The sequence below is a fragment of the Pseudoflavonifractor sp. An176 genome (assembly GCF_002160435.1).
Classification (GTDB): Bacteria; Bacillota; Clostridia; order Oscillospirales; family Oscillospiraceae; genus Enterenecus; species Enterenecus faecium.
The window spans coordinates 25,501-49,262 of record NZ_NFKO01000016.1 but is presented as its reverse complement, the minus strand read 5'-3'; the positions used below and the strand labels follow the sequence as shown (position 1 = coordinate 49,262).

Sequence of the window (23,762 nt, the reverse complement as noted above, 5' to 3'; positions counted from 1 at the left end):
ACGCCATCTATGTGACCCTACCAGACTAAGGGCCGAACCGAGAACGATGCACCTTCCACCCAGTACCGCGGGGTGGATTCCACAAGGCGGGGGAAGGCCCCGCCTTTGGCGATTCTTTCCCCTCTTTCTCATCGCTGAGAAAGGGGGCCCAGCGGAGCGTATCCTCTGGCTGGCAAGCCTGAACGATGCCGTTTAGAAGAACAACCCCTTGCACAGGGGGAGCCTTTGGGCATGGCAAAAGCCCCTTCTCTCCACCCTGGGGCAGAGAGAAGGGGCTTATCTTACAGAACTTTGGACAAAAACTCAATGGTACGGGGATGCTTGGGGTTGGCAAAAAACTCCTGGGGCTCGTTCTCCTCCAGGATGTGTCCGCCGTCCATGAACAGCACCCGGCTGCCCACTTCCCGGGCAAAGCCCATCTCGTGGGTGACCACCACCATGGTCATGCCGTCGTCGGCCAGCTGCTTCATGACGTCCAGCACCTCGCCCACCATCTCAGGGTCCAAAGCGGAGGTGGGCTCGTCAAAGAGCATCACCTTGGGCCGCATGGCCAGGGCCCGCACAATGGCAATCCGCTGCTTCTGGCCGCCAGAGAGCTGGTTGGGGTAGGCGTCCGCCTTCTCCTCCAGGCCCACTCGGCGCAACAGCTGGGTGGCGGTGTCGTCCGCCTCCTGCTGGCTCATGCGACGGGTGCGCACCGGAGCCAGGGTGATGTTCTTGCGGATGGTCATGTTGGGGAACAGGTTGAAGTGCTGGAACACCATGCCCATGTGCTGCCGCACCTGGTCGATGTCGCACTTGGGGTCGGTGATGTCGGTGCCGTCAAAGGTGATGGTGCCGGCGGAAGGGGTCTCCAACAGGTTCAAGCAGCGCAGGAAGGTGGACTTGCCCGAGCCGGAGGGGCCCAGCACCACCACTTTTTCACCGGGATAGATATGCTGGTTCAAATTATCCAGCACCAGGTGGTTGCCAAAGGACTTGGATAAGTTTTTAACGTCGATCACTTTGACGCAGCCTCCTTTCCAGTTTACCCTGGAGCCAGGTGAGCACCACCACAATACACAGATACATCACGGCAATGCCGATGTAGGGGGGCATGTAGTCGAAGGTACGGCCTCCGATGGTGCTGGCATAGTACACCAGCTCCATGCCTCCGATGGCCTGGACCAGGGAGGTGTCCTTGAACAAGGTAATCAGCTCGTTGCCCAGAGAGGGCAGAATGTTCTTAAATGCCTGGGGAACCACGATAAAACGCATGGTATCCAGATAGCCCAGGCCCAGAGAGCGGCCGGCCTCCATCTGGCCTCCGTCCACGCTCATCAGGCCGCCCCGGACGATCTCCGCCACATAGGCGCCGGAGTTGATGCCCAGGCCGATGATACCCACCAGAATCTTGTCCCGGATGCTGGGGAAGATGACAAAGGTCCAGATGAGCAGCTGCACCATCATGGGGGTGCCCCGGATGACGGTGGTGTAGATCTTACAAATGAAGTTTAAAATGGCCAGCAGGGGATTTTTCCGCCGTCCGGCCCGCTGTTGGTCGTGGGCAGCTCGTATCACGGCCACCACCACGCCCAGGATGACGCCCATGACCAGGGCCACCAAGGTCATCTCCAGGGTGCGGCCCAGGCCCTGCAAATAAAGCTTCCAGCGGTCTGCTTCGAGAAAGGCTGTGTAAAAACGTGGTCCCAGCTCATTGAGCCAGTCAATCAGCCTATATAACATAAAACCTGCTCCTTTCCTCAAGAAGGAAAGAAGGGCGGCACAGGGGGCCGCCCTTCTTCAATTTCTCTCGTTCTTACTCTGCGGTGATGTACTTGTCCACGATGGACTGAACGGTGCCGTCGGCAATGAGCTCCTTCAGCGCGCCGTTGATGGCATCCAGCAGCTGGGTGTTGCCCTTGTCCACGCCGATGGCGTAGTCCTCCACGGCGAACTCGGTGTCCAGAATCTTCAGACCCTCATTGGCCTCCACAAAGGCCTTGGCGGGCTCGTTGTCGATGACCACGGCGTCCACCTGGTCGTTCATCAGAGCCATGACAGCCAGAGCGCCGCTGTCATAGCCGGTGACATGGTCCTCACCGTAGCCGTCCTCTTCCACAGGAGCAGAGCAGTAAATGTATCCGGTGGTACCCTTCTGGGTGCCGATCATCTTGGCGTTAGCCAGGTCGTCCACGGTCTGAATGGGGGAGCCCTCCTTGACGATGACCACCTGTACGCCGGTGGCATAGCTGTCAGAGAAGTCCATGACCTTCAGACGGTCGTCGTTGACGGTGATACCAGCCATAGCCATATCGCTCTGGCCGGTCTGGACGGCGGTGAGGGCGGCATCAAAGCCCATGTCATCCACCACCAGCTCCAGGCCCAGCTTCTCGGCGATGGCCTGGGCCACCTCCACGTCAATGCCCTCGAAGCCGCCGTCGTCGGTGGTCATCTCATAGGGGGGGAACTGGGCGTTGGTGGACATGTGCAGCTTGCCGCTCTCCACGGTCTTCAGGCCGTTGTCGTCGCCCTCCTGCTTGCTGCTGGTGTTGCCGCAGGCGGCCAGAGAGGCCACCATGCCAATGGCCATGGCCATGGCTGCAATCTTTTTCCAAACTTTCATATTCATCCGTCTCCTCAAATCCATTTCATGTCTTAGCTGCCCCATCCGGGGGAAGTGATTGCCATGATTATATCGCCGAAATGAATATAATGCAAGAGGAAACCGGAATATTCCTGTATTTTATCCAAAATGACCGGATAGATATGAATGTATATTCATTTTTATGCAAGTTTCCTGCACAACCCTCAGTCCAGGGCCAGTCCCAGGTAGCCCCGGCGGGTCTGCTGCCAGAGGGCGGGGGGCTCGGTGAGCCACCGGATGGCCCCAAAGGGGGCCCCTTCCGCCCGGCCGGCGGGGGTGCGCAGCTCGCCCGGGCCGTGGCACAGGTGGGCGACCCGGCGGCCACCCTCCTCCTCGTCTCCGGGCAGGCAGAGCAGCTCCTTGACGATGTGGAACTTCCCCCAGTTCTCCACCACGGCGCAGCCCGGGCCGTGGGTCAAGTCCAGGCGGTAGAGGGCGCCGTGGAGCTGGCCTTCAAAGGCGGCCTGGCCGGGGGTGTGGACGATGTGGGGGATGCCCCCCAGCAGCTCCTCCCGCAGGGCCACATACTCCTGGGGAGTCAGCTCCTGCCACGGCCCCTCCTGGGGGGCGGGGAGGGGAGTGCGCAGGTGGTAAAAGGCGGGCTCAAAGCTGTTTTTGCCGAAAAACTGAAAAAGAGAGGGGGCGGCGGGGACGGTGCACACAAAGTCCATCCCCTGGTCGGCGGTCCACTGGGCGGCGGCGTCCATGAGTTGGGCGGCGTACCCCTTGCCCCGGCTCTGGGGGTTGGTGGCCAGGGCGTACAGATAGGTCCCTTGGCAGGGGGCGACTGCGGGACAGGCCAGGGACACGGGGGTGAGCACCAGCATGCTCTCCACCTGTCCCTCCTCCACCAGCACCAGGGGGCCCTGGGGGGCGCACAGGTCATAGAAGGCCTCTTGGGCCTGGGGCTCGTCCCCGAACACCTTGCGCCACAGCTGGTGGGTCTGTTCCCGCTCCTGGGGCCGGGCGTGTCTGCACTCAGCCATGACTCTGCTCCCGCACGGTGTACTTCTCCAGGAGAAGTTCAGGGTAATAGGACAGCTTGGCCTTCCGCAGCCCCTCCAGGCCCATGTCGTCCTCCCGGTTGAGCCACTTCACCTCCGGGTGGCGCTCCCGCACCATCCGGGCCATCTCCCGGGCGATGGTGGGGTAGGAGCCCTGGATGTCGGCAAAGGCCTTTTCAAAGTGGACGTTGAAGCACTCCGGGGTGGTGAGGCTGCCCAGGGAGAAGGCCACGGGACGGCCTCCGGCGGTGATGACGCCGCCCTCCATCTCCAGGGCGTCCATCTGGTACAGGGCCTCGATGATGGCCACCGTCTCGGCGCTGAGGCTCTTGTCCTCATTGGCGTCCTTGAGGTTGGCCCACTCCTTCTCCATCTCCAGGCACAGGTGCATGTTCTCCTTGGTGATGGGGTGGAACATCCAGTCCGGGTTGTTGTCGTCAAAGCGGCGGATGTGGTTGCGCTTCTGGTGCAGCTTCTTGCCGGGCAGGTCCGCCATCTTGTTCACGTCATACAGGTAGTCGAAGCTGTCCCGGTCCTCCTCAAAGGTGAAGCGGCCGGGGAACTCCGTCTCCAGCTGCTCTTTCTGGTCGGGGGTGACGCACACCATCACCAGGGGCACCCCCAGGGATTTGGCGTTGTCCTCCATCACCTCCAGGGCAGGGGCCAGAGGGCCTGTCCCAGGGGGAAAGAGGAAGCTCTCCCCCAGGCCGCCCAGCAGGCGCACCACCACCCGGTCGCCCACCCGGCAATACTGCTGGGGATAGGCGCCACTCCACAGATACATGCTGTTGAAGTTGTACTGACAGCCCATGCTGCCGGTTTTCTGGAACAGGGGGGCCGCCCACTGGCGGTCCTCCAATTTCGGTGCCACAAATTTACACTCGCAACTCATACAAAAATTACCTCGTTTGTCCGCGTTCAGCGGAGATTTTTCCATTTTCAATATCATAGCATACTTCTAGGAAAAACGCAACCCCACCCGGAGGGATTGTACTCCGCCAACCTCTCAGGTGTAGACCTGCGCCCCCGGTGGGGACGCTCCGCTTATGCCCGATTTCTCCCCGATGAGAAATCGGGGAAAGAATCGCTTAGGGCGTTCCCCCCTAAGGACCTCCCTGGGGTACGAGGCTGGACCTGCGGTAGTTCTCAGGCCGGGCCGAAAGCCAATGCCATACCAAGAAAGAACAACGCTCTATTTTTCTCCATTCCTGCTGGGAGAGTGCACGTTTCTCCAGATTTCGGCCCTTTCTGGTCCACCCGGCCCACGGCGGCCGGGAATCGGCCGCACACCACCCAGACTTGAGGCCCTGGCGATGGAAGGGAGATCTGCCAGCGGAGTAGGACACCCCAGAGATGTTATGTGCCATCTATGTGACCCCACCGGGACCAGGGCCGACTACGGCCCCACCGCACAAAACAACATAAAATCATTGGGGTTTCAAAAGGGGCGGGCCCCTTTTGTGGCTTTTCGTCCATTTTGGCCACTCAAAATGGACCCCCAGCGGGGAGCGCGTCCCCTGGGCTGGCAAGCCCGCACCAGAGAAAAATCAATCGTATGCTTTCCCATATCCATGAAAAAAGTACGGCCAGATTTCTCTGACCGTACTTTTTTACTTGATTGGGAATTAGCTGCGACGGCGGCGCATCGTCACCACAGCAGCCAGTCCGGCGGCGGACAGCACCAGGACGCTGAACACCAGACCCAGCTGGGCATGGTCCCCGGTCTGGGGCACGCCCTCCGGCTTCTGGGTGGCCTGGGGCTTGTCGGTGGTCTCAGGAGCGCCACCGGCGGTGAGGCCGTTCATGGCGGCGTTCAGAGCGGCCACGGCGTTGTCCACGGTGGTCTGGTCGTCCTCGCTCAGGGAGTTGTCCGCCAGCACAGCCTGGGCCTCGCTGAGGGCCTTCTGGAAGGCGGCCACGGACTGGGCGGTGTAGCCGCTGAGGTCCATGCCCTGGGCCTTGCCGATCAGGTCTTCCAGGATGGACTTGTCCGCCTTGAAGCGCTGGGCCAGGATGGCGTCCAGCAGGGCCTGGGCCACAGGCTGGATGTCCTCTTCCATGGCGTCACCGTCCGCGGCCACGTCCTTGGCGTTGGCCAGAGCGTCCACCAGCTGCGGCCAGTGGTCGGCCACATACTTGGTCTCGTCCATGGCCTCGGCTTTGGAAATGAGCAGGTTCAGCTCAGCCTTGTCGCCCTGCACCAGGCCCAGTCCCCAGATGCCCTCCAGCAGGGCGTCCCAAGCGGCGTTCACCTCAGCCTGGGAGGGGTTCTCCTTGGCCAGCACGGCCTGGGCGTTGCTGAGGGCAGTCTCGAAGGCTGCCACAGCGGAGTCGGTGACCCCCTCGGTGGACAGGGTCAGGGCGTAGGCCACCGTCTTCTCCAGCAGGGTGGTGTCCACGTCGGTGGTCTGGTTCTCGTCCACGTTGACCCACACGGGGTTGGCGTAGAAGGACAGGTGAGAGTAGTTGTAGTCGTTGATGTAGTCAAAGCGGGCGGGGCGGTCGTTGGTCACGTCCCGCTCATGGGTGACGGGGTCGCCGTTCTCGTCCACCTCAGAGCTGGACAGACCACGGACACGGAAGTACAGATCGTCGTCGGCCTGGGTGGTGAAGGTGAGGGTGTAGGTGCCGTCCTCGCCCAGAGCGGCCTGGAGCTCCTCACGGGAGAAGGTCTTGACGATGGAGGCGTCGGTGTTGGCGGTGCTGTTGTAGTCGGCCTCGTCCACCTTGCCGGTGACGTGGCCCATAATCAGGTCCACGTGGTCCAGGTCGGGGGTGTTGTCCACGTCAATACCAGTGTCGGTGCCGTAGAGGGTGGCGTAGTTGTTGTGCTCGGGCACCTGGAAGCGGATGGTGACGGTGACGGTCTCGTCGGGGGCTACGGTGAGGTCCTGGCCCATGCCGGCGGTGTTGGCGTCGTCGGAGACGGTGAAGGTCAGGTCAGAGATCAGCTCGCCGTTGACGGAGTAGCTGTTGCCCGAGCGCATGCCCTCCACCACGTCGGCAAAGTCAAACAGGCCATCCTCGCCGGGCTCCACATAGGTCCAGTTGCGGGAGAACTCTCCGGCCCAGTAGCCGCTGGAGTAGTTGCCGTTGGAGCTGATTTTGAAGTGGAAGTCGGAGTTGGCGAAGGTGTAGAAGCGGCGGCCCTCGGAGAGCATGGCGTCCCACACGCCGCCGGTGACCGAGATCATCTCGTCAGCCCCGGACCGGATGTCGTCCATGGGCAGCTCGCAGGAGGGGTCCAGCTGGTTGCCGGGCATGCCCTCGAAGCCAAAGACCACGTTGGGGGCCAGGTCGTTCATGATGCGCAGGTTCTCAAGGGCCACCTCGCCCTGGTCCACCTGGTCGTCCCCATCGTTGTGGCGGGAGGGGTGATTGGGCAGGATGAAGCTGTCGGGGTAGTTCTCTTCCACCCACTCCACGGCGGCGTAGGTGTCGTTGACATCGTTTTTGTCGTTCTGACGGGGGCCGTAGACCTCCTCCTCGTCACCGTAGAAGCGGTCGGTGGAGGTGTCGTAGCTGAACAGCCACTCAAATTCGTGGATGCCCTCCACAGGCACCAGGTTGGAGCCGGAGTCAATGAGGGCCACGGTGGCGTGGTCCAGGGCCATCATGTCCCACTCAAAGCCGGAGTAGATGATCTTGCCGTCGTACTTGCCCTGGATTTGCAGCTTCTCAATCTCCCGCTGCTGGGCGGCAATGGCACTCCACCGGGCGGTGTCGTTGCTGGTGCCGTCGGGGTTACGGGGGGAGTTGCGCAGGTGGTCGGCCAGCATGATGTAGTCAAAGGCCTGGCCGTAGGTGATGTTCTCCACCCGAGCGCCGGACACGTCCTCCAGCTGGTCCATGTCCTCCCGGAAGGGCACGTTGAGGGCGTTCTCCACGGTCATGTAGCTCTCGGAGGCGTCGTTGGACTGGTTGGTGTGGGTGTGGTACTCGCCGGTCATCCACTGGCCCTCGGTCTGGACTTCAGCGGGCTCGTTGGCCATACCGGCAAAGCGGGTGTCAAAGTCGATATTTATCTCTCCCTCGTGGCCGGGGCCGGTGAGGAAGTTCACATCGAAGAAGGTCTTCTCGCTCTCAGGCAGAGAGGCGGCGTAGGGGGAGTAGACGGAGTAGTAGATCTTGTCGGCGCTCTCGTCAAACTCCAGATAGCGGAACCAGCCGTTGCCGCCGTTGTAGGAGAACTGCAGGTCGGTGAGAATGGAGATCACGTCCTGGCCAGCGTCATTCTGGAGCACCTCCACGCCGGAACCGTGGCTGTGGCCGCCCACCATCATGAACACCTGGGGATACTTCTTGACGATGTTCCACAGCTTGGTGCCCTCCGAGCTGAGCTTGATGGAGCTGGGCTGGGTGTCCGAGCAGTTCTGAATGTCGTGGCGGGTGACGATGGTGGGACAGTTGGGGTACTTCTGGAGCATCTCCTCCAGCCATTCCACCTCTCCGGTGGTGGGGTTCCAGCTGGTCTTGCCGCCCTCACAGGCCAGGGAGATGATCATGTAGGTGTAGCTGCCCGCCTCCACGAACATGGCGCCGCTCCAGGCCTTGGGGGTGAGGTAGGAGCTGGTGAGGGACATGTACTCCTTGCTGTCGGCACCGAAGTAGTGCCAGTAGCTGGAGCCGTTGCCCGCCCAGTTGTCGTGGTTGCCGGGCTGGACCAGGAACTTCACCCCGGCCTCGGGCAGCTGGTAGAAGATGTCCTTGGCGTTGTTGTACTGGGTGGCATCGCCGGAGTCGTCCACCACGTCGCCCAGGTGGATGACGCCCTTGATGTTCAGCTCATCCACGCTGTCAATGAGCTCGTCCACGGCGGTGTCCATCACGTCGGGGCGGTATTCCACGGTGTTCTGGGTGTCGGGGATGAGCACGAAGTTGTAGTTGTCCTCGTCCCGCAGCGCATAGGTCTCGTGGCTGCCGAACTCGCCCACATAGTCCTCGGGGTTGGGGACCAGCCACTGGCTCTTGTCCAGGGCGTCCCCGGTGATGCGCACCTGCTGGAGGTTGCCCTGGAGGAACTTGTCCAGGCCGTTCCACCAGCTGGAGCCGATGCGGAAGCGGCCGTCGGCGGGGTCGGCGTACATACCCACCATGTCGTCGGACACGTAGTCCCGGAAGGCCTCACAGCCGTTGACATAGGTGGCGATCTCGTGGCCGTCGGAGACGATGGCGATGTGGTACCACACGCCGCCCTGGTCCATGGACACGGACCAGGCCGCCGAGGACATGGAGTGGTCGCCGTCGGCGTTGCCGGTGACGAACTGAATTTCCTTACAATTGGACACCGAGGCGTACATGGTGCCCTGCTCCCCCTCGGGGTTGCCGCCGCCGGAGCCCTGGCGGCCGATGAGGCTCATCCAGCTGTCTGCGGCGGTCCAGTCCTCGGGGAACTGATAGATAAATTCCAAGGTATAGCCGTCCTGGAACTCCTCGCGGTTGATGGCGGCCCCGGTCTGGGTGATGAAGTCGGCGCCGGTTTTCCCGGTGCTGTCGCCGTCAAAGACCAGGCTGCCCCCGGCTCCGGTCATGGAGTCGGCGGAGAAGGACAGGTAGTCCTCCCAGTTGCCCTGCCCGTAGGTCTCCATCACCAGGTTGTTGCCGTTGCCGCTCTGGTCCTCAATGACCAGGTTGCCTGCGGCGATGGAGCCCTGGGTGTACTGCTGCTCGAACTTCCAGTCGGCCACCACGGGGATGTCAGACTGGGTGGAAGTCTGGGCGTGGACGGTGGGCATCAGGCCCAGCATCATGGTCCCGGCCAGCGCCGCAGCGCCCCAGCGGCGAGCCAGGGCCTTGGGTTTGTGGAACGTCATTTGGTTTCCTCCCTCTTTGTTATGCGGGGCGATGCAAGCCCCATCTCTCAGATTTCTTCAGACGCTTCCACAGTATAACGACAGGTGAGGATACCTTTCCATCAAAGTCCCATCAAGGGAATGTAAAATTTTCATATGTTGGGGGCAACAGCCCCCAACTTCTCCCGTATGTGCGGCGCAGCCTTGCTCCCCTGGAGAGGGGAGACGCGCTCCGCTGGGGTCCATTTTGACTGGCCAAAATGGACGAAAAGCCACTTAGGGCGTTCCCCCCTAAGGACCTCCCTGGGGTACGAGGCTGGACCTGCGTCAAGTCTAAATTCGGCCCGTCACCCTTGCTGCGGCCCCTGTTTGTGCCACCACACCAGGCCACTCTGGGCAGCTGGCCCTATAACTTGGCGGTTTCTACCTCCGGGCCTACCCTGGAGAAGCGGCGTTCCCACCGCCGGGAGTTTTGCCGCACTTCCTGTGGTGCTGTGGTAGGGGCCGTGGCTTGCCCGGCCCGTGGCTACCCTGGAATTGCCCTGGGGAATTCGGGAGGGGCAAGCCCCTCCCCTACGCCCAGCAACGCAAGAAATGCGCAATTTTTATGGGTTTTTTGTGCCAAGCCCTCCAAGAACTGCGCTGCCAAGCTTCCGACCGCTGGGAACAGCGGCTCACCGGGGTAAGGCCCTGGGGTTAGAAGTACATTCAGCCAGAGAAGGAGGCATCTCCGGTAGGATTCCCAATCCATCTATGTGACCCCACCGGGCCAAGGGCCGAACATAGAAGAACGCACCTTCCACCCAGTACCGCGGGGTGGATTCCACAAGGCGGGGGAAGGCCCCGCCTTTGGCGATTCTTTCCCCGATTTCTCATCGGGGAGAAATCGGGCCCAGCGGAGCGTCCCCACCAGGCCGGAGGGCTGGAACGGAAAAAAGAGGAGGGCAATCTATCATAATAGGACACAAAAAAGCCGCCGCAGCGATACGCTGCGGCGGCAAATGGGTCTCTATTATTTGGCGTACTCGATGGCCTTGGTCTCCCGGATCAGGTTGACCTTGATCTGGCCGGGGTACTCCAGCTCGTCCTCGATCTTCTTGGCGATCTCCCGGGCGAGAATGACCATGCGGTCCTCGGAGACTTCCTCGGGCTTGATCATCACCCGCACCTCGCGTCCGGCCTGGATGGCGTAAGCCTTGTCCACTCCGGGGAAGGAGGAGGACAGCTCTTCCAGCTTCTCCAGACGCTTGATGTAGTACTCCACATTCTCTTTCCGGGCGCCGGGACGGGCGGCGGAAATGGCGTCGGCCGCCTGCACCAGGCAGGCCACAATGGTCTTGGCCTCCACGTCGCCGTGGTGGGCCTCGATGGCGTGAATGACGGCCTCGCTCTCCCGGTACTTCCGGGCCAGCTCCACGCCGATCTGCACGTGGGAGCCCTCCACCTCGTGGTCAATGGACTTGCCCAGGTCGTGGAGCAGGCCAGCCCGCTTGGCCTGGTTGACGTCGGCGCCGATCTCGGCGGCCAGCAGACCAGCCAGCAGAGCCACCTCGATGGAGTGGTTGAGCACGTTCTGGCCGTAGCTGGTGCGGTAGCGCTGGCGGCCCAGCAGCTTCACCAGCTCGGGGGACAGGCCGTGGACATTGGTCTCGAACACGGCGCGCTCGCCCTCGGCCTTGATGGTGGCGTCCACCTCGCGCTTGGCCTTCTCCACCATCTCCTCGATGCGAGTGGGGTGGATGCGGCCGTCCAGAATCAGCTTCTCCAGGGCCAGCCGGGCAATCTCCCGGCGCACCGGGTCGAAGCAGGACACGGTGATGGCCTCGGGGGTGTCGTCGATGATGAGATCCACCCCGGTCATGGTCTCCAGGGTACGGATGTTGCGGCCCTCACGGCCAATGATACGGCCCTTCATCTCGTCGTTGGGCAGGGGCACCACGGACACGGTGGCCTCCGCCACGTGGTCAGCGGCGCAGCGCTGGATGGCCAGGGCGATCTGCTCCCGGGCGTAGGTGTCGGCCTCCTCCTTGAAGCGGGCCTGAATCTCCTTGATCTTCAGGGCCTCCTCGTGGGTGACCTCCTCCTCCAGCTGTTCAATGAGGTAGCGCTTGGCCTCCTCGCACGTCAGGCCGGAGATCTGCTCCAGCAGCTGGGTCTGACGCTCCTTGATGGTGTCCAGTTCCGCACGGTCCTGGTCCAGCTCGGCGCTGCGAGCGGCCAGCACGTCCTCCTTGCGCTCCAGGTTCTCCATCTTGCGGTCCAGATTTTCCTCTTTCTGGTTGACCCGGTTCTCCTGGCGCTGGAGTTCATTGCGGCGGTCCTTGACTTCCTGCTCGAACTCGTTGCGGGCCTTGAGGATTTCCTCTTTGGCCTCCACGGTGGCCTCACGCTTCTTGCTCTCTGCGCTCTTGATGGCCTCGTTGATGACACGACGGGCCTCCTCCTCCGCAGAGCCGATCTCACGCTCGGCCACGGCCTTGCGCCGGTTATAGCCCACAGCGATGCCAACGCCTCCGCCAATGACCAGAGCCACCAGCACCGCAATCACAACAACAACAATGTTTACGTTCATGAATGTTCCCACACCTCCTTGTTTTTAGATTTTTTACAACAAAAAGCCAAAATAAGACGCGATGCACCCGCAGGGCACACCGCGATAATCGAAAAACCGCCCACCCAATTTGGGCGCAGTATTTGAGTGTCATATAGCTTGCCAACGTACATATATGAAAGCACCCGAATCCAACAGGGTGCAGCAATTCCTCAAACAGGCGATGACTCGCCCGGTTTTCCAAAATTATCTCCTGTTATTGTAAATGGAACTGTGCAATCTGTCAAGAGGAATTCTGTCCCTTTGTCTCCCCTCGGGGAGACAAAGGGACAATGAATAATGATAAATGAATAATGAAGAATGCAGGCCCTCAAGCTTCTGCTTCGAATGATAATCTGTGCCGCTATGCGGCACACCATAATTATTCACTATTCATTTTTCATTTGCGTAATGTGCGCAGTTTTTATTCTTCGTCCAGTTTCAGCACCGCCATAAACGCCTCCGAGGGCATTTGGACCGTGCCAAGGCTCCGCATTTTCTTTTTGCCTTCCTTCTGCTTCTCCAGCAGCTTCTTCTTTCGGGTGATGTCGCCGCCGTAGCACTTGGCCAGCACGTCCTTGCGCAGGGCCTTGATGGTCTCACGGGCGATGACCTTGCCGCCGATGGCGGCCTGGATGGGAATCTCGAACATCTGGCGGGGGATGTTCTCCTTGAGCTTCTCGCAGATCCGACGGGCCCGCTTATAGGCCTTGTCCCGGTGGGCAATGAAGGACAGGGCGTCCACCTGGTCGCCGTTGAGGAGCAGGTCCACCTTCACCAGGTCGGAGGGCCGGTAGTCGGCCAGCTCGTAGTCCAGGGAGGCGTAGCCCTTGGTGCGGGCCTTGAGGGTGTCGAAGAAGTCGTAGATGATCTCGTTGAGGGGCATCAGGTAGTGGATTTCCACCAGGTTGGTGTCCAAATACTGCATGTCCTTGTACTCGCCCCGGCGGTCCTGGCACAGGGGCATGATGTTGCCCACATAGTCGGGGGGCGCAATGATGGACACGTTGACGTAGGGCTCCCGGGCCTCGGCGATGGTGCCGGGGTTGGGGTAGTTGTGGGGGTTGTCCACCCGCACCACGGTGCCGTCGGTCTTGGTGACCTCGTAGATGACGGAGGGCAGGGTGGTGATGAGGTCCAAATCAAACTCCCGCTCCAGACGCTCCTGGATGATCTCCATGTGGAGCATGCCCAAAAAGCCGCAGCGGAAGCCAAAGCCCAGGGCGATGGAGGACTCCGGCTCAAAGGACAGGGAGGCGTCGTTGAGCTGCAGCTTGTCCAGGGCGTCCCGGAGGTCGGGGTACTTGGAGCCGTCCTCGGTGTACACACCGCAGTACACCATGGGCTGCACCGGGCGGTAGCCGGGCAGAGCCTCGGCGGTGGGGTTGGTGGCCTCGGTGATGGTGTCGCCCACCCGGGTATCCTTCACGTTCTTAATGGAGGCGGTGAAGTAGCCGACCTCTCCGGCGGACAGCTCCTTGGCGGCCTCCATCCCCAGGGGACGCAGGTAGCCGCACTCCAGCACGGTGTGCTCCACCCCGGAGGCCATCAGCCGCACCTTCATCCCCGGGCGGATGGTGCCCTCCATGACACGGAAGTACACGATGACGCCCAGATAGGGGTCATACTGGCTGTCGAAAATGAGGGCCTTCAGCGGGGCCTTGGGGTCGCCGGTGGGGGCGGGGACGTTGTGGACAATGTCCTCCAGCACGGACCGGATGTTCAGGCCCATCTTGGCGGAGATTTCGGGGGCGTCCATGGCGGGCAGGCCGATGATGTCCTCAATCTCCTGCTTGACCCGGTGGGGGTCGGCGGCGGGCAGGTCGATTTTATTGAGCACCGGGCGAATCTCCAAGTCGTGGTCCAGGGCCAGATAGGTGTTGGCCAGAGTCTGGGCCTCCACGCCCTGGGCGGCGTCCACCACCAGCACCGCACCTTCACAGGCGGCCAGAGAGCGGGAGACCTCGTAGTTGAAGTCCACGTGGCCCGGGGTGTCAATGAGGTTGAGGCAGTAGGTCTCTCCGTTGTCGGCGGTGTAGTCCATGCGCACGGCACGGGCCTTGATGGTGATGCCGCGCTCCCGCTCCAGGTCCATGTTGTCCAGCAGCTGGGACTCCATCTGCCGCTGCTCCACCGCGCCGCAGATCTCAATCATGCGGTCCGACAGGGTGGATTTGCCGTGGTCAATGTGGGCGATGATGGAAAAATTGCGAATGTGATCTTGTTTGGTCATATTGGTATCGCTCCTCCCTGGGATGACAGGCCGCCCCCGTGGGCGGTGCTGACAAAACGAATTATTTTACCCGATCTCGGTGGCTCTTCATGTCGCCGTTGAGCCGTTCGCCACAGGCGTGGATGATTTGCAGCAGGGACTGATAGGTGCCCGGATAGTTGTCCATCATCTGGTCGTGGGACATGTCGGGGAATTTGTGCTTGCCCTTGCTCTGGGTCAGGGCCTCCAGGTAATCCGCCTCGTTGAGAATCAGGTCCACCCGGGGCAGACCGGCCATGAACTGCTCCTTGGGCACCGAGAACAGGCTGTCTCCGCTGTCTGAGCCGGTGCGGCGCAGGTGGCGGAAGAGGATATACACCGAGGTGGACAAAAAGTTGGTGGCCGCCCGAATGGCCTTCTTGTTGTCCAGCTTACCCAGCAGGTCAAAGAGCACTCCCACCGAGTTCACCACCAGCTTTTTGGACAGGGTGGCCATCACCGAGCCCTTGAGTAGATTGTCGGGTTGGGCGGAGGCGTCAAAGAGGGTATCCACGTCCAGAATGGTGGTACCGTCCCGGCTCAGGGTACGGCCCAGTAAAAAGTCGGCGGACACATTGTAAAAATCACAGGCCCGCACCACAAAGGCCAGTCCCGGCTCCCGTACCCCGTTTTCGTAGTGGGACAGCAGCGCCTGGGAGATGCCCAGCGCTCCGGCGGCCTGCCGCTGGGAGATTCCCTTTTCCTGCCGTAACAGGGACAAAGAACGTGCAAAATCAGCATGGATCATGTTATACCCTCTCTTTTCGTTCTCCAATCGCATTATTTATAGTATACCCAAGTGATTACAAGATGTAAATAATGTGTTCCCACGGAAGGAGGAAAATTGCACAGAGTATTTTTGTACTTTTCCACCATATGGATGGTGGGACGACAAATTTCATTGTTTGAGATTTTTTTAACAAAGATTGTCAGAATATCCGGGCAAAACCCTGCAAATGCTTTACATTTCTCTTTCCAGACCCTTGCAATCTGACTGGGATGGTGCTACATTAATAGGCGATATGACTCGGAACACAATTTGTATTGTATGGAGGGAACCCAACTCATGTTTGGTCAATTGATTGAAAAACTGAAAGCCAGCCCCAAGACCATCGTCTTCACCGAGGGCACCGACGCCCGTATTCTGGAGGCCTCTGCCCGTCTGCTGTCCTCCACCTTCCTCAAGCCCATTCTGATTGGCAACGAGCAAGAGGTGCAGGCTGCCGCAGAGAAGACCGGCTTCAACATCAACGGCGCTATCATCATGGACCCCACCAAGTACGACAAGATGGAGGAAATGGTGGCTGCCATGGTGGAGCTGCGCAAGGGTAAGATGACCCCCGAGCAGTGCCGGGAGCTGCTGCTCCAGGGCAACTACTTCGGCACCATGCTGGTGAAGATGGGCGTGGCCGACTGCCTGCTGGGCGGCGCCACCTACTCCACCGCCGACACCGTGCGCCCCGCCCTTCAGCTGATTAAGACCAAGCCCGGCAACAAGATCGTGTCCTCCTGCTTTATCATGGTGCGGGCTGCCGCCACCGGCTCCAACGAGGTGCTGGCCATGGGCGACTGCGCCATCAACATCGACCCCAGCGAGGACGATCTGGTGGAGATTGCCCGGGAGTGCGCCCACTGCGCCCGGGTGTTTGGCATCGACCCCAAGGTGGCTCTGCTGAGCTACTCCACCAAGGGCTCCGGCAAGGGTCCCGACGTGGACAAGATGCGCAACGCCACCGAGAAGCTGCTGGCCACCAACCCCGACTTCGCCGTGGACGGCGAGCTGCAGTTTGACGCCGCCGTGTCCCCCGCCGTGGGCGGCCTGAAGTGCCCCGACTCCCCCGTGGCTGGCTACGCCAACACCTTCATCTTCCCCAACATCTCCGCCGGCAACATCGGCTACAAGATGGTGCAGCGCCTTGGGAATTTTGACGCCTACGGCCCCATCCTGCTGGGCCTGAACGCCCCCATCAACGACCTGTCCCGTGGCTGCAACGCCATGGAGGTCTATTCCATGGCCATCATCACCGCCGCTCTGGCCTAACCCAGATACATAAAAATCCCCTTGGTGCACGCCACCAAGGGGATTTTTTGTATCTGGGTGAGTGAATAGGTAATAGTGAATAGGGAAGAAGTAAGGTGTGCCGCAAAAGCGGCACGTTTTTTGTCTTATAGCTCCTCCAAATCCGCCACCAACTGTGCCACCTGCGCATCGGTGGTGCACCAGCTGGTGCAAAAGCGCACGGCGGTGTGGTCTGCGTCCACCTTCTCCCAGAAGGACCAGACGTGGCGGTCTGCCAGCTTGGCCAGATGGGCATCGGGCAGAACGGGGAAAAGCTGATTGGTGGGGGAGTCGTAGCGCATTGGGTAGCCCTTGGCCTGGAAGGCCTGGGACAGCTTGCGGGCCTGTTCCACGCCGTTTTCTCCCAGGCGGAAATAGAGGCCGTCCTCCAGCAGGGTCTCAAACTGGACCCCCAGCAGGCGGCCCTTGGCCAGCATCCCGCCCCGCTGCTTGATGAGATAGCGGAAGTCCCGGGCCAGGGCGGGGTTGGAGATCACCACCGCCTCCCCGAACAGCGCCCCCACCTTGGTGCCGCCCAGGTAGAACACGTCGCACAGCTCATAGAGCAGGGGGAGGGTGACGCTCTTCTCGGCCGCCAGGCCGTAGGCCAGCCGGGCCCCGTCCACAAAGAGGGGGAGGCCAAACTCCCGGCACACCTGGGAGATAGCGGTGAGCTCCTGGGCGGTGTACACGGTGCCCTGCTCGGTGGGGTGGGAGAGGTACACCATGCCCGGCTGCACCACATGCTCGTGGGTGGCATCCTGCCAGTGGGCCTCCACCGCTGCCCGCACCTGCTGGGCGGTGATTTTCCCGTCCTCCGAGGGGAGCGGGAGCACCTTGTGGCCGGTAGACTCGATGGCTCCGGTCTCGTGGCAGTTGATGTGGCCGGTGTGGGCGCACAGCACCCCCTGGTGGGGCCGCAGAGCGGCGGCGATGACGGTGGTGTTGGTCTGGGTGCCCCCCACCAAAAACTCCACCGTGGCCTCCGGGGCCTGGCACAAGTCCCGGATGAGCCCCCGGGCCCGGTCACAGTGCGCGTCCACCCCGTAGCCGGGGGTCTGCTCCATGTTGGTGCGGGTCAGGGCGTCCAGAAGGGCGGGGTGGCACCCCTCGGCGTAGTCACATTCCCATCGAATCACGGCAAGACACTCCTTTTGAGAAACATAAAAGCCGTCTGCATAGCAGACGGCTTTTTGTGCTTTGGTTTCAGCGATCAGACGCCACTTGCTCAGGCCAGCTTGTTGAGCTTCACAGTCATGGCGCTCTTTTTGTGAGCGGCATTGTTCTTGTGCAGCAGACCCTTGGCAGCAGCCTGATCCACGGCCTTAACGGCCACCTTATAAGCGGCATCGGCCTCGCTGCGGTTGCCTTCGGCCACCGCGGCCTCAAACTTCTTCAGGTCGGTCTTCAGCGCGGACTTCTGAGCCTTGTTCTGAGCCGCCTTGGTAGCATTCACCAGAACACGCTTTTTGGCAGACTTGATATTGGGCAAACCAAACACCTCCTCCGATGTGATTTTATGTTTTTGCGCAGTTTCCCGTCGCAGATATGTATTCTAGCATGAAACTCCGAAAAAAGCAACACTTAATTTACTATTTGTATAAAATTTTTTTCCAGGGCAAAAAATAGGGAGACATGTTCCCATTTTGCACAACATGTAGTGGAAGGAGAGAGGGTATGACAGGCATTCGCACGGATTTGGCCCTGGAGGCCCACCAGCTCCACCGGGATGTGGAGGGGGTGGAGTGCCGGGACGAGACCTGCCATGGGTACGAGGCCCACGTGGTGCAGGTGCGCACGCCAAAGGCGGCCCAGGTGCTGGGCAAGCCGATAGGCACCTATGTGACGGTGGAGCTGGACGGGCTGCTGAGAAGGGAAGAGGCGGGGTTTTCCCGGGCGGTGGAGGCCATCGCCGGGCTGTTGACCCCCATGCTTCCAGCTGAGGGGCTGGCCCTGGTGGTGGGGCTGGGCAATCGGGCCATGACTCCGGACCTGGTGGGGCCAAGGGCGGTGGATTTCACCCTGGTGACCCGGCACCTGGTGGAGGCCCTGCCCCAGTTTTCCCACCTGCGAGCGGTGGCGGCCCTGGCCGCCGGGGTGCTGGGCACCACGGGGGTGGAGAGCGGGGTGCTGGTCCAGGCGGTGGTGGACAAGCTCCACCCCAGCTGTGTCATCGCCGTGGATGCCCTGGCCTCCCGGTCGGTGGAGCGGCTGTGCCGCACGGTGCAGCTGTCCGATGTGGGCATCGTCCCCGGTTCCGGGGTGGGAAATCACCGCTACGCCCTCAGCCGGGACACCTTGGGGGTGCCGGTGCTGAGTCTGGGGGTGCCCACGGTGGTGGACGGAGCCACCCTCATCCAGGACCTGCTGGGAGAGCGTGCTCCAGAGGAGACACCGGGGCGGGAACTGTTTGTCACCCCTCGGGAGGTGGACAGCCGGGTGGCAGATTTGTCCCGGGTGCTGGGGTATGCGGTGAGTTTGGCTTTGAATCCGTCTCTGAGCGTGGAGGAATTGAATATGCTCGTAGAATAATGATGAATGAAGAATGAATAATGAATAATGAAAAATGCAGGACCTATGGTGCGGTGGTGATGACCGGCGGCGGGAACGCCGCTGGGGCAGGGTAGGCCCGGAGGTGGAAACCACCCAGCCATAGGGCCAGCTGCCCAGGGTAGCCTGGTGTGGTGGCACAAACAGGGGCCACAACAAAGGGTGACGGGCCGAACCTAGACTTGACGCAGGGACAGCCTCGTACCCCAGGGAGGTCCTTAGGGGGGAACGCCCTAAGCGATTCTTTCCCCAATTTCTCATCGGGGAGAAATTGGGCCCAGCGGAGCGTCCCCGGTGGGGGCGCTGGTTTCCGCCTGAGAAATCGGAGAAGAGCAAGCCCGCTCCTCTCTAGCCCGGACGAGCGGCCGCCTTCCCCAGAGCAAGACAGCCTCTGGGACAAAATTCCCGTTGTCCTGCCTTTTCATCTTGTGTTATACTGAGAAGTAGTTTTTTCGGTACAAAAGGAGGTGACTTGCCGTGAAACGCCTGTGGGAGAATGCTCGGCAGGTTCCGCCCGTGGGATTTGTGGCAGACGTGGTGGAGCTGTATTTTGTCCACCGGGTCAGCCGCTCCGCCGCCGAACTGGCCTATTTTCTGCTTCTGACCTTTTTCCCCATTCTCATCTGCGTCTCTGCCTTCGTCTCCAAGCTCAACCTGGAGATGTCCGCGCTGCTGGAGGAGGCCAGCTACGTGCTGCCCCAGGAGGTTTTGGCCATTTTCCAGGATTATTTGCACTATCTGGACACCCACCAGTCCGACGCCATGCTGGTGGCGGGCGTGTTTATGTCCGCCCTGTTTGCCTCCGCTGCCGTGCGGGGATTGATGAACATCATGCACGAAATTTACGGCAGAGCCACCTTCCAGGGGATTTTTCAGCTCATTGCCAGTCTCATCTTTTCCGTGCTGCTGCTCATTACCATCTACCTGTCCATCACCGTGGTGGTCACCGGAAACTGGTTTTTCCGCGTGGTGGGACAGCTGCTGAAACTGGAGGACCTGGTGGCCAAGGTGGACACCTGGCAGTGGTCCAAGTATCTGATGCTCATTGCACTGGTGTTTTTGTTTATCCTGCTGCTGTACCGGTTTTCTGCCCCATTGGGCCACCCCCGGCCCCCGGTGATTCCCGGTGCGTTGGTGGCGGCGGTGGCGCTGACCGTGGCCTCCATGATTTTCTCCGCCTTTATGGAACACTCCACCCGGTACTCCCTGGTGTACGGGTCTTTGACCTCGGTGATCATCCTGTTGGTGTGGCTGTACCTGTGCGGCAACATCCTCATTGTGGGCAGCCTCATCAACTACGTCATTCACCAGAGAAAACACAGATAAGGGTATAATTTTCCCCCAAACAGCCATTCTAAGGGCAGATCATCCGGGAGGTGGCGGACATGTGGCAAGTGGGCGTGTGGGAGCCGGAGGAGCCGGTGAGCCCCCTGCTGGTGGAGCTGGCAGAGGGGGCAGGCTGCCTCGTTCGGGCCTGCTGCGCCCCCCATCCCACCTGGAATACCCCTCTGGACCTGCTGGTGGTGGCCCCCCACGGGCCCCGGGCGGTGTGTCTGCCCCGATGCCGGGCCGCCCTGGTGCCCGGGGACGTGGCACCGCCCCAGTGCTCCGCCCCGCCCCCCATCTGGGTCAGCTACGGCTGTGCCAGCTGCAACACCCTCACCCTGTCCAGCCTCACCGCCCACTCCGCCGCCGTGGCGGTGCAGCGGGAATTTCCACACCTGGGGGGCGGCATTGTGGAACGTCAGGAGCTGGTGCTCCCCTATTCCGGCCCCGCCCCGCTGCCTTTTTTGGCCCAGGTGGGGACGGCGCTGCTGTTGGGTCTGCTGCCCTGAGAGGGGGAGCATTTTTTCTTCCGGGCTTTACGTCTCCAAAATCATATGATATAATTTTCGGCATAAGATTGGAGCTGATACTGCCATGGAAGAACTGGTAGAATTAAAAGAAAATATCACATCCCAACGGCCGGACAGCTGGGACCGCCTGCCGGACATTCCCCTCTATATGGACCAGGTGGTGTCCTACCTCACCCGTCAGATGGTGTGTTTTGAGGAGGGGGACGGTCTGACCTCCGCCATGATCAACAACTACATCAAGGACGGTCTGCTGGCCCGGGCCAACGGCAAGAAGTACGGCAAGGAGCATTTGGCCTATCTCACCGCCATCAGCGACCTCAAGCAGGTGCTCAGCGTGCGGGAGATGCGCACCCTGGTGGCCATTGGAAAGAATGTGGGCACCAGCCAGGAGCAGTACGACTATTTTTGCCGGGTGCTGGACCAGGCTCTGGACCAGGCCGCCGGACAGCTCAACGAAGAGGCAGCGGAGGAGAAGCTGCCCGGTATGGTGCTCACCTACGCCTTGCAGAGTTACGCCCACGGGCTGGTGTGTCGGCGATTGCTGGAGATCATGGCCCAGAAGTCGGGGTGTTCCGACCTGTTGAAGGGCGGGAAAAAGAAGTAACCACATAAAGGAGGAATTATCTCATGTCAAACTACGTCATTGTCACCGATTCGTCCTGCGACCTGCCCGCCCACCTGGTGGAGGAGCTGGAATTACATACCGTGCCCTTGGCCTTCCTCTTTGGGGAGAAGACCTACTACAACTACCCCGACAACCGGGAGATGAGCCCCAAGGCCTTCTATGACCGCCTGCGAGGGGGGGAGATGGCCACCACCAACGCCATCAACGTGGGACAGGTGACGGATTTCCTCACCCCCTTCCTGGAGGAGGGCAAGGACATTCTGATTTTGAGCTTCTCCTCCGGCCTGTCTACCTCCTTTAACTCCTACACCATCTCCGCCCAGGACCTGGCCGAGCAGTACCCGGACCGCACCATCCGGGTCATCGACACCCTGTGCGCCTCTCTGGGCCAGGGTATGCTGGTGTACCAGGCCGCCCAGCTGCGCCAGGCGGGGAAGCGCCTGGACGAGGTGGCCCAGTGGGTGGAGGACAACAAGCTGCGCCAGTGCCACTGGTTCACCGTGGACGACCTGTTCTTCCTCAAGCGGGGCGGGCGGGTGTCTGCCGCCACCGCCGTGGTGGGCACCATGCTGCAAATTAAGCCGGTGCTCCACGTGGACAACGAGGGCCACCTCATCAGCGTGGCCAAGGCCCGGGGCCGCAAGGCGTCCCTGCAGGCTCTGGTGGACAAGGTGGGCCAGCTGGGGGAGGACGTGGCCAATCAGACCATGTTCATCAGCCACAGCGACTGTGAAGCGGACGCCCAGTTTGTGGCCGACCAGATCAAGCAGAAGTATGGCACCAAGGAGATCATCCTCAACGATATCGGGCCCGTCATCGGCGCCCACACCGGACCCGGCTGCGTGGCCCTGTTCTTCATGGGCAAGCACCGGTAAGGGCAATGAAGAATGAATAGTGAAAAATGAAGAATGAAGGAGTGCCGCTTGGGCGGCACGACTCAAAAGAAAAACCGGCGCATATGCGCCGGTTTTTTGCTTTGAAATCGGTGCTGCTCAAAGCAGCACACCATACTTCTTCACTATTCACTATTACTTATTCACTAGCAGCTAAACGGCTGCTTTTTGGCAGCCGTTTAGCTGCTCTGCCGCTCCACCAGTTCCCAGGGCGCCACCATGGACTCCCCCTTCTTGCCGTGGAACAAATCCACCAGCAGCTGGGCGGCCATCTGGCCCACGTTGTAGGTGCCGTGGGACAGGGAGGTGATGGGCACGGGGGCCAGCTGGCTGTAGGCGCTGTTGTCGAAGCTCACCACCGCCACGTCCTGGGGCACCCGTTTGCCCCGCTGGACCAGGATGCTCACCAGGCGGGAGGCCACCTCGTCGTTGTAGCACACCGCCGCCGTGCACCCCTCCAGGGTCTTGAGCACCTGCTCCCAGGGCTCGTCCTCTTGCAGCAGGTCGGTCTTGGTCTCGGTGTTGTACCAGAACACGTGCTGCTGGTCCAGGGGCAGCCCCAGGTCCCGCAGCCCTTCCAGGTAGCCGGAATACCGCTGCAAGCCCTGGATGTCGTCGTTTTTGAACAGGCCCATAATGGCCCGGTGTCCCTTATTATAGAGGTACTCCACCAGCATCCGCCCGCCCCGGTAGTTGTCGTCCAGCACCGACAGGCAGTCGGGCATCTCCCGGTAGTAGCCGTGGAGGAACACCATGGGAATGCCCCGGGCCGTAATCTCCTGATACAAATCCAGGTTGGGGTTGGGCAGACCCGTCTTGATGCCCTCCACCAGAATGCCGTCGGGCACGTGCTCGTCCAGCAGGGAGGTGAGGATCTTCCGCTCGTTGGCCACCAGGTTCTGGGTGGCGTACAGGGTGAGGGCGCAGTTGTTGGCGGCCAGCACCGTCTCAATCTCCCGCAGAATGCTGGGGAAGATATAATTACTAATGTAAGTGGTGATAACGGCCACGGTGCGGCGGCCACCCTTGTCCCGCTTGGCCAGATGGGAGCCGCTGCCCTGACGGCGCTCAATGAGTCCCTCGGAGGCCAGCAGGCTCAGCGCCTGCCGCACGGTCTGGCGGCTGACCTGGAACTGGCCGCACAGAGCCTGCTCGGTGGGCAGAAGCATGGTTTCATCGTATTGTCCAGACTGGATTTCCCGGCGCAGGGTGTCTGCGACCGTTTGATATTTGGGGCGCACAATGTCCCCCCCTCTCTCGTAGTTCTCTGGGATTGGTCCGTTGGATTTGTGATCGAAAGTATACCATATTTGTACGTACGGTGCAACACATGTTCGGGATATTTGTTTTAAATTTTGCGAAATGGTATGTACCTTTTCAAAACAAGTCTCGGCAATATTCCAATACCACCAGTCAAATTCAGAAAATAAAAGCCCAGAATCCGGCAAAAGAATTCGCGGCTCGATGGATTTTGAAAAAATCCACCGGGGTGTTTTGGTGGGATTTGTGCACAATG

General features: G+C 60.8%; 18 protein-coding genes. 6 read left to right on the top strand and 12 right to left on the bottom strand.

Features of this window, described 5'->3' with window-relative positions:
• Positions 1-281: 281 nt before the first annotated feature.
• The 9 genes from B5F12_RS08015 to B5F12_RS07975 all read right to left on the bottom strand — a co-directional run bounded on the left by B5F12_RS08015 (position 282) and on the right by B5F12_RS07975 (position 15,011).
• Positions 282-1,004, bottom strand: a complete 723-nt coding sequence (locus B5F12_RS08015) for an amino acid ABC transporter ATP-binding protein (protein WP_087232931.1) — start codon at positions 1,002-1,004, stop codon at positions 282-284.
• Positions 991-1,725, bottom strand: a complete 735-nt coding sequence (locus B5F12_RS08010; RefSeq protein ID WP_087232928.1) for an amino acid ABC transporter permease — start codon at positions 1,723-1,725, stop codon at positions 991-993. Before B5F12_RS08010 ends, B5F12_RS08015 begins: the two co-directional genes overlap by 14 nt.
• A gap of 73 nt (positions 1,726-1,798) precedes the next feature.
• Positions 1,799-2,605 (bottom strand): transporter substrate-binding domain-containing protein, encoded by an 807-nt coding sequence (locus B5F12_RS08005; RefSeq protein ID WP_087232925.1) that lies wholly within the window; start codon positions 2,603-2,605, stop codon positions 1,799-1,801.
• A gap of 185 nt (positions 2,606-2,790) precedes the next feature.
• The gene (locus B5F12_RS08000) at positions 2,791-3,612 is read right to left on the bottom strand and encodes a GNAT family N-acetyltransferase (protein WP_087232922.1); all 822 of its coding nucleotides are present in this window, start codon (positions 3,610-3,612) and stop codon (positions 2,791-2,793) included.
• A complete protein-coding gene (locus B5F12_RS07995; protein WP_158096780.1) occupies positions 3,605-4,522 on the bottom strand; it encodes a phosphatidylglycerol lysyltransferase domain-containing protein in 918 nt (305 codons plus the stop codon). Before B5F12_RS07995 ends, B5F12_RS08000 begins: the two co-directional genes overlap by 8 nt.
• Positions 4,523-5,255: 733 nt before the next feature.
• Entirely contained in the window at positions 5,256-9,443 is a 4,188-nt protein-coding gene (locus tag B5F12_RS07990) for a LamG-like jellyroll fold domain-containing protein (protein ID WP_087232916.1), read from the bottom strand.
• A 991-nt stretch (positions 9,444-10,434) separates the two neighbouring features.
• Positions 10,435-11,994, bottom strand: a complete 1,560-nt coding sequence (gene rny, locus B5F12_RS07985; RefSeq protein WP_087232913.1) for a ribonuclease Y — start codon at positions 11,992-11,994, stop codon at positions 10,435-10,437.
• Between the two features lie 442 nt (positions 11,995-12,436).
• A complete protein-coding gene (lepA, locus tag B5F12_RS07980; RefSeq protein WP_087232910.1) occupies positions 12,437-14,245 on the bottom strand; it encodes a translation elongation factor 4 in 1,809 nt (602 codons plus the stop codon).
• Positions 14,246-14,306: 61 nt separating this feature from the next.
• On the bottom strand, positions 14,307-15,011 hold the full coding sequence (locus B5F12_RS07975) for a helix-turn-helix transcriptional regulator (protein ID WP_206020599.1): 705 nt from the start codon (positions 15,009-15,011) through the stop codon (positions 14,307-14,309).
• Between the two features lie 318 nt (positions 15,012-15,329).
• On the opposite strand from B5F12_RS07975, the gene pta reads away from it, so the two are divergent.
• Positions 15,330-16,304 carry a phosphate acetyltransferase gene (pta, locus tag B5F12_RS07970; protein ID WP_087232907.1) on the top strand — a complete coding sequence of 325 codons (975 nt, stop codon included), beginning with the start codon at positions 15,330-15,332 and terminating at the stop codon, positions 16,302-16,304.
• A gap of 125 nt (positions 16,305-16,429) precedes the next feature.
• On the opposite strand, the gene B5F12_RS07965 is transcribed toward pta, so the two are convergent.
• Both B5F12_RS07965 and rpsT read right to left on the bottom strand, forming a co-directional pair.
• Positions 16,430-17,461 (bottom strand): aminotransferase class I/II-fold pyridoxal phosphate-dependent enzyme, encoded by a 1,032-nt coding sequence (locus tag B5F12_RS07965; protein WP_087232904.1) that lies wholly within the window; start codon positions 17,459-17,461, stop codon positions 16,430-16,432.
• Positions 17,462-17,550: 89 nt separating this feature from the next.
• The gene (rpsT, locus tag B5F12_RS07960) at positions 17,551-17,814 is read right to left on the bottom strand and encodes a 30S ribosomal protein S20 (RefSeq protein ID WP_087232901.1); all 264 of its coding nucleotides are present in this window, start codon (positions 17,812-17,814) and stop codon (positions 17,551-17,553) included.
• Between the two features lie 185 nt (positions 17,815-17,999).
• On the opposite strand from rpsT, the gene gpr reads away from it, so the two are divergent.
• From gpr to B5F12_RS07935, 5 genes are all read left to right on the top strand, one after another.
• On the top strand, positions 18,000-18,854 hold the full coding sequence (gene gpr / locus B5F12_RS07955) for a GPR endopeptidase (protein WP_087232898.1): 855 nt from the start codon (positions 18,000-18,002) through the stop codon (positions 18,852-18,854).
• Between the two features lie 495 nt (positions 18,855-19,349).
• A complete protein-coding gene (locus tag B5F12_RS07950; protein WP_204221511.1) occupies positions 19,350-20,198 on the top strand; it encodes a YihY/virulence factor BrkB family protein in 849 nt (282 codons plus the stop codon).
• Positions 20,199-20,257: 59 nt separating this feature from the next.
• Positions 20,258-20,707 carry a hypothetical protein gene (locus B5F12_RS07945; RefSeq protein ID WP_087232895.1) on the top strand — a complete coding sequence of 150 codons (450 nt, stop codon included), beginning with the start codon at positions 20,258-20,260 and terminating at the stop codon, positions 20,705-20,707.
• An 85-nt stretch (positions 20,708-20,792) separates the two neighbouring features.
• The gene (locus tag B5F12_RS07940; RefSeq protein ID WP_087232892.1) at positions 20,793-21,332 is read left to right on the top strand and encodes a DUF1836 domain-containing protein; all 540 of its coding nucleotides are present in this window, start codon (positions 20,793-20,795) and stop codon (positions 21,330-21,332) included.
• 23 nt (positions 21,333-21,355) lie between these two features.
• The gene (locus B5F12_RS07935) at positions 21,356-22,228 is read left to right on the top strand and encodes a DegV family protein (protein ID WP_087232889.1); all 873 of its coding nucleotides are present in this window, start codon (positions 21,356-21,358) and stop codon (positions 22,226-22,228) included.
• Between the two features lie 197 nt (positions 22,229-22,425).
• On the opposite strand, the gene B5F12_RS07930 is transcribed toward B5F12_RS07935, so the two are convergent.
• The gene (locus B5F12_RS07930) at positions 22,426-23,487 is read right to left on the bottom strand and encodes a GntR family transcriptional regulator (protein WP_242954923.1); all 1,062 of its coding nucleotides are present in this window, start codon (positions 23,485-23,487) and stop codon (positions 22,426-22,428) included.
• Positions 23,488-23,762 lie beyond the last annotated feature (275 nt).

Excerpts from the sequence above, each read along its gene's own strand:
- B5F12_RS08010 (WP_087232928.1), bottom strand. The coding sequence starts at position 1,725 with ATGTTATATAGGCTGATTGACTGGCTCAATGAGCTGGGACCACGTTTT.
- B5F12_RS08005 (WP_087232925.1), bottom strand. The coding sequence starts at position 2,605 with ATGAAAGTTTGGAAAAAGATTGCAGCCATGGCCATGGCCATTGGCATG.
- B5F12_RS08000 (WP_087232922.1), bottom strand. The coding sequence starts at position 3,612 with ATGGCTGAGTGCAGACACGCCCGGCCCCAGGAGCGGGAACAGACCCAC.
- B5F12_RS07995 (WP_158096780.1), bottom strand. The coding sequence starts at position 4,522 with ATGAGTTGCGAGTGTAAATTTGTGGCACCGAAATTGGAGGACCGCCAG.
- B5F12_RS07990 (WP_087232916.1), bottom strand. The coding sequence starts at position 9,443 with ATGACGTTCCACAAACCCAAGGCCCTGGCTCGCCGCTGGGGCGCTGCG.
- rny (WP_087232913.1), bottom strand. The coding sequence starts at position 11,994 with ATGAACGTAAACATTGTTGTTGTTGTGATTGCGGTGCTGGTGGCTCTG.
- lepA (WP_087232910.1), bottom strand. The coding sequence starts at position 14,245 with ATGACCAAACAAGATCACATTCGCAATTTTTCCATCATCGCCCACATT.
- B5F12_RS07975 (WP_206020599.1), bottom strand. The coding sequence starts at position 15,011 with ATGATCCATGCTGATTTTGCACGTTCTTTGTCCCTGTTACGGCAGGAA.
- pta (WP_087232907.1), top strand. The coding sequence starts at position 15,330 with ATGTTTGGTCAATTGATTGAAAAACTGAAAGCCAGCCCCAAGACCATC.
- gpr (WP_087232898.1), top strand. The coding sequence starts at position 18,000 with ATGACAGGCATTCGCACGGATTTGGCCCTGGAGGCCCACCAGCTCCAC.
- B5F12_RS07945 (WP_087232895.1), top strand. The coding sequence starts at position 20,258 with ATGTGGCAAGTGGGCGTGTGGGAGCCGGAGGAGCCGGTGAGCCCCCTG.
- B5F12_RS07940 (WP_087232892.1), top strand. The coding sequence starts at position 20,793 with ATGGAAGAACTGGTAGAATTAAAAGAAAATATCACATCCCAACGGCCG.
- B5F12_RS07935 (WP_087232889.1), top strand. The coding sequence starts at position 21,356 with ATGTCAAACTACGTCATTGTCACCGATTCGTCCTGCGACCTGCCCGCC.